The organism is Oribacterium sinus (assembly GCF_963537195.1).
Lineage (GTDB): Bacteria > Bacillota > Clostridia > Lachnospirales > Lachnospiraceae > Oribacterium > Oribacterium sinus_A.
The window spans coordinates 1-13,768 of the sequence record NZ_CAUTEG010000007.1; the positions used below are offsets into that span (position 1 = coordinate 1).

Consider the following 13,768-nt stretch of genomic DNA (forward strand, 5'->3'; position numbering starts at 1 on the left):
TACCGACGGGCTCAGACTACCCCTATTATAGACCTACACTGCATCATTCGCTTCACTTATTGCTTTCTGCAGTCCTTCCTTCCGCCGGTTTTTGTAAATACCTGCGGATTCAGATTGCCTCTCTTACAGACCCATACTGCATCATTCGCTTCACTTATTGATTTTTACAGTCCTTCACTTCACCGGCTTTCGGTAAGTTTCGACGGGCTCAGATTGCCCCTCTTACAGACCCACATTGCATCATTCGCTTCATTTATTGATTTTTACAGTCCTTCATTTCACCGGCTTTCGGTAAGTTTCGACGGGCTTAGATTGCCCCTCTTTCGGATCTATTCTATTGAACCGGAACATCTATAGTCTCTTCTTTCTTTGTATCTGAAAGCGTTGTGGCCGGATGAGTATCTCCTCCAATACCACCCCTTCTCTTTGAGAGAGTAGCATTTCCACCGCCGAAGCCACATCCTCCGGCAGGAGGTAGCTTCCTTCGTCTCCCACGGTAAAGTCCGCATTTCGGTACAGCTTGGTATCCGTCATATCCGGCAAGATGCTGTGTACCTTTAGACCGCTTTTTCTATATTCGGAAAATAGGCTTCTGGCAAAGGACAGCAGTCCTGCCTTTCCTGCCCCGTACACCGCCCCATAGGTATTTCGCTCCAAGGCGGTTACGGAGGAAATGAAAATGATATGCCCCTGATTTTCCTTTAGCTCTCGTAAAAAATGCTGCGTCAAAATCATGGGGATTTCCAGATTCAACTCTGTCATCTCTAAAATTTTTGCTTCTTCTACATTTTCCTGTAAACCATAATAGGCCACTCCGGCAGAATGCACCAATATATCAAGCTTTCCCTTTTCCCGAAGGCTTTTTAGAAAACTGTCTCTTTCTTCTTTCTTTCGTAAATCCAAAGAAATCGCTTGAAAAGATGGATTCAGACCGGAAAAATCCCGGCCAATGCCATAGACGGTATAGCCCAGTTTTTGCAGACTTTCCGCAATGGCAAAACCAATCCCCCCGGAGGCTCCGGTGACCAAAGCCGGTTTTTCTTTTTTCAGCTTGCTTAAATTGTCCAATTTCCCACCTCTTTTCTTCTCGTGCTCCTTGTCTTTTTACAAGCTTGATCTTAGTTCTGTTTCAGGTCTTAGTTCCTGCCTGCCTCTATTTTTCGTTTACACTGTCTTCTTCCTGACTGTCCCAACGGAAGATTTTCTCCTTAGGGAGCTTCTCCTGCAAACGGCTATACAAAAAACCTTCCATTTCCTCCATCAGTTCCTTGGGATAATGATAATAGCCCCCGGTATTTTCATAGGGAAATTGGGTGTGGGGAGAGTTGGGCAAAGCCTTTCCCATAGCCTTCAAGTAGCTTTCCGAAATCCGAAAGCTTCCCAAACTACAGTCATGAATCTGCTCCATGGGAATCTTTTCAAAAACTTCTTCAAGCAGGTCACTATAAGGTTCCTTCCAACGGGGATGATAAATCATAGGGTCAAAGCAAAGTCGTACCAAATATCCCTCTTCCAATGCCTTTTGAATGGCATAGATTCGGGAAGAAAGTCTTGCGGTGCCCTCCTCCGCCTCTTCAATAATTTCCTCCGGAGACAAAGTAAAGGCGAAAATCATTCGTTTTCTAGCATCCGAAGATAGGGGAAGTTTCTGCATTTTCCGCCAAAGACCTTCTCCCCCGGCCTTGGTTCGCACCTCGATACGGAGAGCATTTTCCTGATTTAAAAAGCGGGCAAACTCCTCCACATAGGGATAAATCCCCTCCATAGCCAGCAAATCCGTGTCGTAAGAGATGCAAAGATACAAGCTTCCCTTTTCTGCAATCCACTTTCTACAGTCGGAAAAATAATCCTCCAAATTTAAAAACATCACCAGATTACTGCTGGGGTACATCCCTTGCAGATAGCAGTAGGCGCAGTGAAAGGGACAATTCATCAGGAGGGAGGTATAGCAAAAATGGCTTTCCGAAAAATCCTGACAAACCACCGCACCGTCATACAGCCTTTGCCCCTCTTTCTTTGCCAAAATCAGCTTTCGGCTATGGGACTGGGCAAGACGCCCCTGTTTCTTTCGGTTAAAAACATCCTTGTAATGCCTGATAGGAATGACCTTTGCCTTGGGGAATTTCCGTAAAATCCGTTCCACATCAGGACTCTGTAGCAAGGCTTCCTCCACATAAATATGCTGAAAATGCTCCTGATAGGGATATCTGTTTGCATGTCTTCCTTTCGGCGATGTACTTCCGAAACAACCGCAATGATTCATCAAGATATTTTCCGAACTGCTGCAATGGGTTTGCAAGGAATCTCCTGAACCGCCGCGATTGCTTTGCAAGGAATCTCCTGAACCGTCACATTCTACCTGCAAAGTTCTTTCGGACAAAATCCATTCTTTCAAAGAAGAAAGAGCTTTTTTTCCGGCTCTTTTATCAATCAACGTAAGCCCACCTTGCTTATCTATATCCTTCCCAAGGCCTTTGAGAACCTCTTCTTTGGCCCCATTTTCGGCATCCTGACCGGCATCGTCCCCTGCATTCCGTCTTCCAAAATTCTTCTCTAAATATTCCCGAATTTCTTCCGGAGAAATCCCTTGCAGGAAGGCATAACGAAGCAGTCTTTCCAGCTGCTTTTCCATCACAAAGGAACAATGCAAGCTTTCGGAAAGACTTTGAAGCTGCTTCTGAAAAGTGATCTCCTCTTCCTCTTCTTTTCTTCTTTCTATGGATTTTTTCTGTAAAAATCCGATGAAACGAAGAACTTTGTCCTCTTCCTTTTGCAAAAGACTTTGCAGCTTTTCCTTCCATGACAGAGAAGAGGAAGAGAAAGAATCTGTTTCTTCACCGGGATTCACGCCAAAGTCCGTTACACAGCGAAGGAAAAAGAAATCTTCCGGAGCCAAATAAAAATTTGCCGTCTGAAAAACCGCAGCGCTTTCCATATCGTAAAGTAAGCGCTTCTCCCCTGAGATTTCGCCATCACCCATAGAAGTCCGTTCTAAAATCTTATCCCCCGTTAACAGCCTGGCTTCCGGAAAATCCAGCTTATAGAGTAAATCCGGATAAAAGCAGCGGCCTGTACTTTGCTGTTCCAGCTTTTGAATCCAAAACCAGCGCCCCATCAGCTCTTCTGATGCTGTCCGATTCTTTCCAAATATCACTGCCGCACTCCCTAAAGAAAGAAGGATATCTCCCTTTTTTGCTTTTTCCTCTTGCAAAGTCGCCCCAACAGATACAGAAGCATTAATCTGTCCCTGTCCGGTGATGGTTAGGAGAATCTCTTCTCCTTCATACTGCAAAAAGGGAAACGAAGTTTTTCGTTTCCCCAGACTTAGTTTCTTGATAAGATGTTCTACTTCTCCCTTGTGGGCCGCAAAGATATAGACCATTTTTATTCCTTAGTTTTATTTCCCAAGCTTGTTCCTTGTCTTTATTCCTTAGTTTATTCCTTAGCTTTATTCTTAGCTTTATTTCTTAGCTTTATTTCTTAGCTTTTCTCCTGTTCCACTCTCCGATAGGCTTCCCGGTAGAAATAATCTTGAGAATCCAATCGTTCCTCCGGCATAGGATCCGGATCATGATAAAGACCGTCGGAAAGAAGCCATTTTCCTTTTTCCGTATCCTGGAAGCCTAAGTCAAAGATTTTCCGAACCCGATTCTTATTCTCAGGATCCCAGATGGGCACTGCCACCTCCACCCTTCGAAGGGTGTTTCTGGTCATGCAGTCCGCACTGGCAATGTAAAGCTCCTCTTCCTCTCCCTGTCCAAAACGATAAATCCGAGAGTGCTCCAGATACCGCCCCACAATGCTTCGAACGGAGATATTCTCCGTCTTTCCCGGAATTCCGGGGATGAGACAGCAAATGCCTCGTACCAGAAGCTGAATCACTACACCGCTTTTGGACGCGTCAATCAAGGCATCAATAATATCCTTATCCGTAAGGGCATTTAACTTGAAACCGATATAGCCGCCTCTGCCCTCTTCGCATTTCTTCTTTTCTCCCTGGATTTTTTCCAAGATGCGATTTTGTAAACCGTGGGGAGCCACCCAAAGTGCCTCCGTAGTTTCCACAGTTTCTCCCAAAAGAAGGGTACGGAAAACCTCTGCCGCATCCTTTCCGATACTTTGATTTGCCGTCATTAGGCAAAGATCCGTATACAAAGTAGCGGTTTTTTCATTGTAATTACCGGTTCCGATCTGGGTAATGTAGTGGATGCCCTGTTCCGTCTGTTTTGCAATTAAGCAAAGCTTGGAATGTACCTTATAATTGGGCAGACCATAGATTACCTGACAGCCTGCATCCTCCAAGCGATGGGACATTTCGATGTTGTTGGCTTCGTCAAATCTTGCCCGAAGCTCCACCAAAACCAGGACTTCCTTTCCATTTTCCGCAGCTTCACAAAGGATATCCACAATCTGACTATGGCTGGCTACCCGGTACAAGGTAATCTTAATGGAAACCACGGAAGGATCTCTGGATGCATCCTGCAACAAGCCTAAAAATCCCTTCATGCTTTCGTAGGGGTAGGACAGCATCAAATCCCGACGTTCTACCTGAGAAAGGACGGACTCGCCTTTTTGAATGTAGGCAGAGCTTCTGGGGCTGTACTTCGGGTAGAAGAGCTCCGTCTTCTCTCGAAAGCTGTTCTGTAAGGTAAAGAGGAAGGACAAATCCAAGGGTGTTCCGCAATGCAGGATATGCTTATGGGAAATGCCAAGATGCTCCGCTATCTTTTTCTTCACGGACTTATGGAGTTCTCTGGTAAATTCCAGTCGCACCGGATTCAAACGGTTTCGCTTCTTTAAAAGCTGCTCCATCATGCCTCGATAATCCAGGTCCTCATCATAGACATCCGTAGCGTCAATATCCGCATTTCGGGTAATCCGAAGAATGGACTTTTCCTTAATCTGATAACCAGGATAAAGCTTGGAAACAAAGTGTAGAATCAACTCCTCGGACAGCATGTGGTAGCCCTTTCTTCCGGGAATCTCGATGAGTCGTTTAAAGACCGGGTTCCAGCAGGGCACAATGCCCAGCTTCTTTTTTCCGTTCTTGCTTTCCAGACGTACCACCGCATAAAGCTCCCGGTTCTGTAAGAAGGGGAAGGGTTGTGTCTTTCCCACAATCATGGGAGAAAGGTAGGGGCGAATGGCCTGGTCAAAATAGATTTCCAGCTGACTCTGCTCTGCCTTAGACAGTCTTTGGAAATTAATGATGTGAATACCAACAGGCTCCAGCTCTCCCATGACCTGCTCGTAGATTTCTTTCCGCTTTTGCTCTAAACGCTCTACTTCCTTTAAAATCAAGTCCACCTGCTCTTCACTGCTAAGATCGGTTTTATTGTCCCTGGTCGTTTTCTTTGAGCGCATTTGCTGCATCAAGGTGCCCACCCGCACCATAAAGAACTCATCCAGATTGGTCTGGTAAATGGAAATAAAGGGCAGACGATCCAGGAGGGGCACTCGCGGATTTCCTGCCTCATCTAAAACGCGCTCATTAAATAAAAGCCAAGACAGTTCCCGGTTTTGATACGCTTCTCTTCCTTCCTTCATTTTCCATCCCTCTTTTCTCTCTATAGCGGCAGGAAAGATCTTCCCCTTATCCGACTCCTGCCTGTCCATGTGGCTGTCTCTGCCGTTATGCAGTAAGGTCTGCTTCGTTTCTTTCCTATTACTTAAAGATAATAAATCTTCCCTCCCCCTCTGTACAGAGGGAAGAGGGAAGAAATTTTGTTTTCTACGAAAATGAAAGCTTCTGGAATGGCGATGGTTCTGCTCTGTCCAAGCCATGACTTAGGCCTTTTCGTTCTTTGCCAAAATCGGCATGATAATTCCCAAGATGGAAAGCACTACCGGGGTAATGATATTTAAAGCCATGGTGAAAGGATCATCGGAGTGCATACCCATTAAACAGCAGATGGCTGTAAGGGCAAAGCACCATACACCGAAGCCCAGAGCCACTGCATTGTTCTTTACAAAGTAATACTCTCTCGGGAACTTGTCTCCGGCCTTTCTTAAAGCAATGTAAGCCACGAATACCCAAAGGTAACGAAGAGGCATACATACGGAGTTTAACTTGGTCAGCTGCTTCAATACTGCTGCCGCTCCCGGAACGAAGGACTGTGCCAGGATGATGGAGCCGGAAAGTACCGCTACCATGACAATACCGTTTACATAGCTTCCTTCCTTGTTCTGCTTTAAGAGCTTCTTGGGGAAGAACGGACGAGTCTCTTCATTGTCCAAAAGCATACGAAGGGGGGCGTCAATACTGATAATCAAAACCGCAAACTGTCCGATTACGTTACAAAGAGCATAGATTACCAGCAAAGCATCTCCAACATGATAGTACTGGCCAAGCTTCTGGAATGCCCAGTAGGATCCGTTTGCCGCATAGGAGTCAAAGGCTTCCTTACTCTCGTTGATTAATGCAGGGTCAAACATCATACCCATAGCGATGGTTCCCAACATAGCACAAACCACAACCATGATAGCCAGGGCAATCATTCCCTTGGGGAAGCCCTTACTGGGGTTCTCTACCTTATTTACATAAGGAGAAATCTTCTCACATCCGCCTACCGCAAATACCAGGATGGAAAGAGAAGTAAAATACTCCAAACGGAAATTCGGAATCAGGTTCTTTAAGCTGAAATCCAAAGAAACATAGTCTCCCTTAGGATTGATAGCCGGTGCCGCAAACATCATGACAATGTAGAGCAGGGACATAATAAACATGCTGGAACCTGCCAGAGTAGCCATCTTCTTCAATGGATTCAAGCCCTTGCTGGCTACATAGCAGAAGATAATGAGTAAAGCAAAGGTAATCAACTGAATCATGAGCGTGGGAAGCTTATCATAAAGCTCTGCGCTACGGAAGATTACCCAGGACAATGCCTTCAGTCCGCCACTTGGCTTACTGGCAATATAGGTGATGTGACAAGCCCAATAGGTCCAACCTGCATAGTAAGCAAGCTTTGTGCCTAAGGTTTCTCTAATCCAGGAGCTTACACCGCCTCCCGCATGCTTGAAGGCAGAGCCCAGCTCTCCTACCATTAACGCATAGGGGACAAAATAAAGGGCAAACATGAAAATCCAGCTGAAAATAACCTGAATTCCATTGAACCATACGAAGCCGTTGGTTACGTTTCCAAATCCCCATACTGTGGAAAAGGCCATAAACGCCAGCATTTTCCAACTAATTTTTTTCTGATCCATACTTTTTCCTCTTCAATTCTAATTGCTGAAATCGTGTCACGAAGCTTTCGTAACACAGGTTGAGCGATTTTTTTCCTCCGGCCCTGTTCTCCATTTTCAGTGCCGAAGAAAAATCTTTTTACGAAAAGAGAATTTCGTAATTTCCGTCACCCCGTCCCAAAACGGAGGAGGAGAAAAACAGCTTAGCTACTTCCACCATGTATCCGGTGTCCTTCACCCCTGCAGTTTCGTAGGGGGAGTGCATAGCCAGCTGGGCCAAACCGATGTCCACCGTATTCAGGGCTACCTGGCTGTTGGAAATGTTTCCAAGGGTAGAGCCTCCCAACATATCGGACCTGTTGGTGAAAATCTGGAAGGGAACCTTTGCCTTTTCGCAGAACTGCTTGAAAATGGCGCCGGAAATTCCATCCGTGGTGTACTTCTGGTTGGCACTGTACTTAATGACAATTCCCTTATTGATATAAGGACGGTTTGTGGGATCCGCCTTATCCGGCTGGTTGGGATGTACCGCATGGGCATTGTCTGCAGAAAGCAGGAAGCTGTTCTGCAAAGCCTGCAAATACTCGTCTTCGGTCTTTCCGAAGGCACGGATAATTCGCATTAACACATCCTTTAGGAAGGTGGAAGCTGCGCCCTGCTTGGTACCGCTGCCTACCTCTTCATTGTCATAAACACAATGAACCGCTACACTCTGCTTAGGCTTTGCGGCAAGGATTCCCTGTAAGGAGGAAAATCCGCATTGCAAATCATCCAGTCTTCCGCTGCAAAGGTACTCTTCCTTTGCCCCTAAGATACTGGCCTTTTCCCTGTTGTAAAGGAAGAGGTCCGTATCCAGGATATCCTCCGGCTTAACTCCCAGTTCCTTTCCGATAAATTCCAGAAAGGCACCCTTCTCCTGGAAGGAGGAAAATAAAGGCAGCATATCCTTTTGTGCATTGAAGGCATAGCCGTCGTTGACTTCACGATTCATGTGAATGGCAAGGTTCGGGATAATCATTAAGTCTCTGTCCACATTTAAGAGCTTAGTCTCTACTCCGCCCTTTGTCTTGCAAATGACTCTTCCCGCCAAAGACAGCGGTCTGTCCAGCCAGGGGGAGCAAATCATTCCGCCATACTTCTCCACATTCAGCTTCAGATACTCCTTGTCAATCCCGATTTCCGCATTGGCCTTGATTTTGAAAACCGGAGAATCACTGTGGCTGGCCATCATCTGGAAGCCCTTGAAATCCCCTTTGGGAAGGACAAAGGCTATTAAAGCAGAGCCGTTCCTTGTCACATAGTACTTTTCTCCTGCCTTCAGTTTCCAGGCCTCTCCCTCATAGAGAGCTTTAAAACCGCCCTTTTCCAAAGCCTGCTTCATATTTTCCACAGCAAAAAAGGCATTGGGACTTTGGTCCAAAAAGTCCATTAATTTACGGTTTATGCTTTGTTCTTCTTTGTCTATCGGCATATAGACTCCTTTCTAATCTTGCAAGAACCGGTGGTCACTGAAATACATCGTGACACCCGAATGGAATTATACCGTAAAAGCCCGGACAATGAAATACTGTCCGGGCTTTTCTTTTATGCTATTTATGCAAAAGCATTTGTTTAATGCTGTTTCTATTTATTCAAAACTATCTGTTCTGAGAAATAGCTTCCAAGCAATTTGACAAAGGAGATATTATAGTGCAGCTTCCACAGCCTTTCTTACCTCTGCCATATCTACGGTTGGCTCAAAACGGGCAAGTACGTTTCCCTTTCTGTCCACCAGGAACTTGGTAAAGTTCCACTTAATCTCCGGATTCTTCTCATAGTCCGGATCAATCTTTGGAAGCATATCCCGAAGAAGATCTGCCATCTTGCCTTCTCCGAAGCCCTTAAATCCCTGCTGCTCCTTTAAGAAACGGTAAAGAGGAATCTGGGTTTCTCCATTTACATCCACCTTCTTCATCTGAGGGAACCGGGTATTGTAGTTTAAAGTACAGAACTCATGAATTTCCTCATCGGTTCCGGGAGTCTGTCCGGCAAACTGATTGCAAGGAATATCCAGAATCTCCAGTCCCTTGTCGTGGAATGCCTCGTACATCTCCTCCAGCTCCTTATATTGGGGTGTAAAACCGCAGCCTGTTGCTGTGTTTACTACCAATACTACCTTTCCTTCGAAATCCTTTAAGTCCTTCTCTCCGCCCTTGGTGTCCGCTACCTTATAATCATAAAATCCCATAAAAAACTCCTTCCTAATACTATACTTACGTTCTATTTGAATTCCCTTCCGTCTTTGGCTTTTTGAAAGATTTTTGGCAATTCAATTTTTTACAATCTTTATTGTAGTGAGGGCAAACTTCCCTGTCAAGGAAAAGAATCTAAAAATTCAAGAAAGTCTAAAAATCCTCCATGCCTATACTTTTTCTCCAAATGTTGCAATCGCAACAAACTTTATTTTTTCTCTTTGCTATACTTTGCTCAGATTCAAAATTTGTAAGTCAGAGTTTACAGGAGGATAAAATAATGGCACAGATTACTAGTGATATGTTGGTAGGACAGATTGTAAATGAGTATCCTATGTTAATTGATACTTTACTGGAGGCAGGAATGCATTGTCTTGGTTGCCCCAGCTCTCAGATGGAGTCCTTGGAGGATGCTTGCATGGTTCACGGATTAAACCCGGATGCTCTTGTTTTGGCATTGAACAGTAAGTTAGGAGAGGTAGAGGCGTAATGAGTGCATTTTTAGGGCCGATTCATTATTGGTTATACAACAAGATTCAGCTACAGGAAGAGCTGATTAAGGATATTGTAGCTTACGGCGAAAAAGAGCAATGGAAGGCTTTTGCTGATGGAAACTTGGCTGAGAAAACGGTAAATAAAGAGTTACGTCCTTTAAATGAATTGATTGACGTAATGAACATTCACGGATGGTTGCAGGAAAGAGTGCAGGATGCGGAAGCTCGCTATGCTCTTTTGGTTACAACTGTTCTGGCAGAGGACAGTTCCCGTCTTTCTTCCTTAGAGGATATCGCCTTTCAGTTTGGACAAAAGCACGCTTTGGAGGCTGACTCCGATGCCAGCGACGCTTACAGAAAGATTGACGATTCTCTTTTAAACGGTATGCCCTGTGACAGAGTAAATGTCTTAACAGAGCAGGATGTGGATAGAACCTCCTGGCAGCAGGAAGAGGATATTCATGCCCCCTTCTGGGAGGCCGTTTCCGGAGATCCTAAGGTTTACTATCAGTTGAGGAGAAAAATTATGGAAGGTATGCTAAAGGATACCAAGCTCCATATGGATTCTTCTGATGAGAACCATTACAGCATTTACAGATAAAGGGAAATGCTGCCGGTTCAGATTAAAGGCTGGCGTAATGCCATAGCTCCGGCGATACTATATATTTATAGGAATCTTTTATTGAGGGGTCATCACTTTGAAGAAACCCTTCTCCTATTACTATTGCAAAAATTTTAGAAAATACGAAAAGAGGAAGTTTATGAATCAAAGTGTAATTCTCATGGAAGAAGACCATGCCAATATCAATAGAGCCTTAGGGGTTATCCGCAACATTTGCCTGCAGCTGATGCAGGGAGGGGAAGTTCCCGATGAAGATCTCCGGGAAATTATCGAGTTTGTTCGGGAATATGCGGATAAGCATCACCACGGTAAGGAAGAGAAATTCCTCTTCCCCGTGATGGTAAAGAAGTTGGGACCTGTAGGAGACAAGCTGGTAACTCACGGTATGCTGGTGGAGCATGATTTAGGAAGAGCGGATGTTTTATCATTGGAAACCGCCCTGAACGAGTATAAGAAGAATCCCCGTCTGGAGTTAAAGCTGGACATCTTGTCCTATGCTATGGCTTATGCTCACTTATTACAGCTTCATATCGAGAAGGAAAACAGTGTGGTATATCCTTTTGCGGAAAGAGGTCTAAGCGAAGAAGATTTCAAGGAAATCAATGAGAAGAGCCAGATTTTCGAGGATGAGCAAACTGCCAAGGGTGTGCAGAAGCATTACCTGGATATTTTGGAGAAGCTGGAGAAGAAGTATCCGGCAAGCGCACAGGCGTAATATCAAAAGAGTTACAAATAAGAAGCTATGGAAAATCAATTTGGTTTTCTACGCAATATAGGTCTAAATTGGGGCACAGATCGCCCTATTTCAGACCTATATTTTTCTTTTTCGAACACAATAATCATCAACTAGAACCTATCGTGTTCTTTTTATATTGAAATTTCTTGTCAAACTAACTATACTGAAGAAAAATATCTAAAAAGGAGGTATAGAGATATGGCACAGGCTACTTTCAGCGTTCGTATGGATGAATCCTTAAAAAAACAATTTGACGGACTATGTCAGGAATTCGGCATGAACCCCTCTACTGCCATAAATGTATTTGCAAGAGCAGTAGTAAGACAGCGTAAAATCCCCTTTGAGATTTCCTCTCCCGAAACAGGGATTACAAGAGAAGGTGCAATGCAGGCATTTACAGCTTTACGAGCACAGGCTAAAGCTAATGGTGTTTCAGGTATGAGCCTGGAGGATATCAATAAAGAAATCAATCTTGCTCGGAGGGAGGCAAAGATATGATTTGCTGTGCTGTAGTGGACACAAATGTACTTGTTTCAGCCTTATTGTCAAAAAAAGATGATGCCGCCACAGTTCAGATATTTAATAAAGTAATTAGCGGCGAAATCATCCCTGTCTACAGCAATTTAATCACAAGAGAATATCGGGAAGTCTTAACACGTAAGAAATTTGGTTTCTCAGTAGATTTAGTTGAATGCTTAATATCTACTATAGAAAAATACGGTATATGGGTGGATCCTATAGCTTCCGGCATAACACTTCCAGACATGAAAGATTTGCCATTTTATGAGGTTGTACTTGAAAAGCAAAATAATAATAGCAATACTTATCTTGTTACCGGAAATACCAAACATTTCCCGAAAGAGCCTTATATTGTAACCCCAAGAGAGCTACTGGGTATTTTAAGCACTAACGAATAATACTATTGAATCTAACACCCTAACAATTATCTATATGGTATATGAGTTTTAGAAAAATTTCATTACCCTTTTTGTTCCTTCTATGATAGACTGAAAACCAGTATAGGGTATTTTTATATATCGACAGCATGTGAACTGCTCTTGGCGATACAGAAATAAGGAACTGTGAAAGAGATTTTTCTCCTTCTACAGTTCCTTTTGTTTTGCATTATTACAAGCTGACTTTTGTCCTATAACCCTAGCTTTTTCTTATTTTCTTCTATACATTTTTTCTTAGCGTGATAACGCACGCACTCCGACTCTACTGCTTTAAAATAAAGGTATTCCGGTCAAAATCGATAATTCCTTCCTCCTTTAGCTGGGAAAGCTCTCTGGTCATGGCGGAACGGTTAGTGCATAAAAACTGTGCCATATCCGTACGGCTCAGTCCCAGTTCAATGTACTTGGATTTTTGTTTTTGTGCCTGTAAGGAAAGGTAGGCCAATATCTTCTCTCTAAGGCTACTTCGAGAAGTCACCTCAATCTTTTCCATCAACTGAATATTTTTCTTCCCAATCAAATCAAACAGATTTTCAATCAGGCGGAAGTGGAAGGCACAACGGTTTTTACAGACATGAATAGCCTTTTGGAAGGAAATGAACAGCACCTCAGCCTTACTGGCCGCCACAAAGCTGACATACTCTCCCGCGGCGGTATTATTGCCGAAGGTCTCTCCAAAGATTTCTCCCTCATTCATATAGGTAAGAAGGGTTTCATTTCCCCACACATCCGTCTTTAACATATGGATACTGCCTTGTAAGACTACTCCTACGTGTTGCTCATTCTTTTCCTCCAAATGAACAATCTCCCCCTTTTTATAGGAGCGGACATAGCTTTTCATGCAGTACAGAAGGGCATTCAGGTTCTCCGTCTCCACCCCATTGAAAATCTCCAAATCTCTGTAACGAAGGAGTTCATCCCCCTTCAAATGTTTTTTCTTTTCCTGTTCCCTACTATGTACGGAGGTAAAGGAAACTTCCCCCTTTTGCATGGCTTCTCTTTCCTTCCCGCTAAGCACGGAAAAGTCCTTATCTCCTATCTCTTGATGCGTTCTTTTTTCCTCGCAATCCGGGCAGGTACAGCCCTCTCCATGATTTTCCTCGGAGCAGCCGCAAGAATGCCCATGGGAGTCGAACCCATGTCCGCAAGTGCTTTCCTCAGTGCCTCCCGAGCAAGCGCAAGAATGCTCATGATAGCCTTCTCCACATTGACAACTCTCCTCTGTACTATTCCTTTTTTTATCCATTTCCTGACCCATTTTTGTTCTCTCCTGTTATTTCATTTATTTTCTTAAATTTTATCTATAATACTCTCTTTCAGATAGTTTGCACTAGCGAAAATAAAACAAAGCCCTATTCCATTTCATGTTCCCTTATTCGTGATTCTTCTCTATTGGACTCCGATTTTCTATTCATCCTCTATGCATTTTCCCCTATAGCTTGTATAAAAAATACTTAAATTTTCAAATATTGTATTTTATATATACAGAGTTTATCAGCATTTTGTTGCCTCTGCAACACTTTTTTCTCATTTCCTAGGTATGA

Annotated in this window: 12 protein-coding genes; 5 read left to right on the forward strand and 7 right to left on the reverse strand. The window is 43.8% G+C overall.

Features of this window, described 5'->3' with window-relative positions; genetic code table 11:
- Positions 1-351 precede the first annotated feature (351 nt).
- The 6 genes from RYL27_RS01935 to RYL27_RS01960 all read right to left on the reverse strand — a co-directional run bounded on the left by RYL27_RS01935 (position 352) and on the right by RYL27_RS01960 (position 9,412).
- On the reverse strand, positions 352-1,068 hold the full coding sequence (locus RYL27_RS01935) for an SDR family oxidoreductase (RefSeq protein WP_314964856.1): 717 nt from the start codon (positions 1,066-1,068) through the stop codon (positions 352-354).
- Positions 1,069-1,153: 85 nt separating this feature from the next.
- Entirely contained in the window at positions 1,154-3,382 is a 2,229-nt protein-coding gene (locus tag RYL27_RS01940; RefSeq protein ID WP_314964859.1) for a spore photoproduct lyase family protein, read from the reverse strand.
- Positions 3,383-3,480: 98 nt separating this feature from the next.
- Positions 3,481-5,547 (reverse strand): polyphosphate kinase 1, encoded by a 2,067-nt coding sequence (ppk1, locus tag RYL27_RS01945; RefSeq protein WP_314964906.1) that lies wholly within the window; start codon positions 5,545-5,547, stop codon positions 3,481-3,483.
- Between the two features lie 240 nt (positions 5,548-5,787).
- A complete protein-coding gene (locus tag RYL27_RS01950) occupies positions 5,788-7,206 on the reverse strand; it encodes an APC family permease (protein WP_314964861.1) in 1,419 nt (472 codons plus the stop codon).
- 118 nt (positions 7,207-7,324) lie between these two features.
- Complete coding sequence (locus tag RYL27_RS01955; protein WP_314964862.1) at positions 7,325-8,656, reverse strand: M18 family aminopeptidase; 1,332 nt, start codon at positions 8,654-8,656, stop codon at positions 7,325-7,327.
- Between the two features lie 213 nt (positions 8,657-8,869).
- Positions 8,870-9,412, reverse strand: coding sequence for a glutathione peroxidase (locus RYL27_RS01960; protein ID WP_314964864.1), 543 nt, complete (start codon positions 9,410-9,412; stop codon positions 8,870-8,872).
- Between the two features lie 284 nt (positions 9,413-9,696).
- Here RYL27_RS01960 and RYL27_RS01965 point away from each other — a divergent pair, with 284 nt between their 5' ends.
- From RYL27_RS01965 to RYL27_RS01985, 5 genes are all read left to right on the forward strand, one after another.
- Positions 9,697-9,906, forward strand: a complete 210-nt coding sequence (locus tag RYL27_RS01965; RefSeq protein ID WP_183684395.1) for a DUF1858 domain-containing protein — start codon at positions 9,697-9,699, stop codon at positions 9,904-9,906.
- Positions 9,906-10,511 carry a hypothetical protein gene (locus RYL27_RS01970; RefSeq protein ID WP_007158057.1) on the forward strand — a complete coding sequence of 202 codons (606 nt, stop codon included), beginning with the start codon at positions 9,906-9,908 and terminating at the stop codon, positions 10,509-10,511. Before RYL27_RS01965 ends, RYL27_RS01970 begins: the two co-directional genes overlap by 1 nt.
- A 160-nt stretch (positions 10,512-10,671) precedes the next feature.
- Positions 10,672-11,247 carry a hemerythrin domain-containing protein gene (locus RYL27_RS01975; protein WP_314344994.1) on the forward strand — a complete coding sequence of 192 codons (576 nt, stop codon included), beginning with the start codon at positions 10,672-10,674 and terminating at the stop codon, positions 11,245-11,247.
- 219 nt (positions 11,248-11,466) lie between these two features.
- Positions 11,467-11,766, forward strand: coding sequence for a type II toxin-antitoxin system RelB/DinJ family antitoxin (locus tag RYL27_RS01980; RefSeq protein WP_314344996.1), 300 nt, complete (start codon positions 11,467-11,469; stop codon positions 11,764-11,766).
- Entirely contained in the window at positions 11,763-12,185 is a 423-nt protein-coding gene (locus RYL27_RS01985; RefSeq protein WP_314964868.1) for a PIN domain-containing protein, read from the forward strand. The genes RYL27_RS01980 and RYL27_RS01985 overlap by 4 nt, the downstream gene beginning before the upstream one ends.
- A 301-nt stretch (positions 12,186-12,486) precedes the next feature.
- Here RYL27_RS01985 and RYL27_RS01990 read toward each other — a convergent pair whose 3' ends face one another.
- A complete protein-coding gene (locus tag RYL27_RS01990; RefSeq protein ID WP_314964870.1) occupies positions 12,487-13,482 on the reverse strand; it encodes a Crp/Fnr family transcriptional regulator in 996 nt (331 codons plus the stop codon).
- Between the last annotated feature and the right edge of the window lie 286 nt (positions 13,483-13,768).

Bases quoted from the DNA above. Each gene is read 5' to 3' on its own strand.
- RYL27_RS01940 (WP_314964859.1), bottom strand. From the start codon at position 3,382: ATGGTCTATATCTTTGCGGCCCACAAGGGAGAAGTAGAACATCTTATC.
- ppk1 (WP_314964906.1), bottom strand. From the start codon at position 5,547: ATGAAGGAAGGAAGAGAAGCGTATCAAAACCGGGAACTGTCTTGGCTT.
- RYL27_RS01950 (WP_314964861.1), bottom strand. From the start codon at position 7,206: ATGGATCAGAAAAAAATTAGTTGGAAAATGCTGGCGTTTATGGCCTTT.
- RYL27_RS01955 (WP_314964862.1), bottom strand. From the start codon at position 8,656: ATGCCGATAGACAAAGAAGAACAAAGCATAAACCGTAAATTAATGGAC.
- RYL27_RS01960 (WP_314964864.1), bottom strand. From the start codon at position 9,412: ATGGGATTTTATGATTATAAGGTAGCGGACACCAAGGGCGGAGAGAAG.
- RYL27_RS01965 (WP_183684395.1), top strand. From the start codon at position 9,697: ATGGCACAGATTACTAGTGATATGTTGGTAGGACAGATTGTAAATGAG.
- RYL27_RS01970 (WP_007158057.1), top strand. From the start codon at position 9,906: ATGAGTGCATTTTTAGGGCCGATTCATTATTGGTTATACAACAAGATT.
- RYL27_RS01975 (WP_314344994.1), top strand. From the start codon at position 10,672: ATGAATCAAAGTGTAATTCTCATGGAAGAAGACCATGCCAATATCAAT.
- RYL27_RS01980 (WP_314344996.1), top strand. From the start codon at position 11,467: ATGGCACAGGCTACTTTCAGCGTTCGTATGGATGAATCCTTAAAAAAA.
- RYL27_RS01985 (WP_314964868.1), top strand. From the start codon at position 11,763: ATGATTTGCTGTGCTGTAGTGGACACAAATGTACTTGTTTCAGCCTTA.
- RYL27_RS01990 (WP_314964870.1), bottom strand. From the start codon at position 13,482: ATGGGTCAGGAAATGGATAAAAAAAGGAATAGTACAGAGGAGAGTTGT.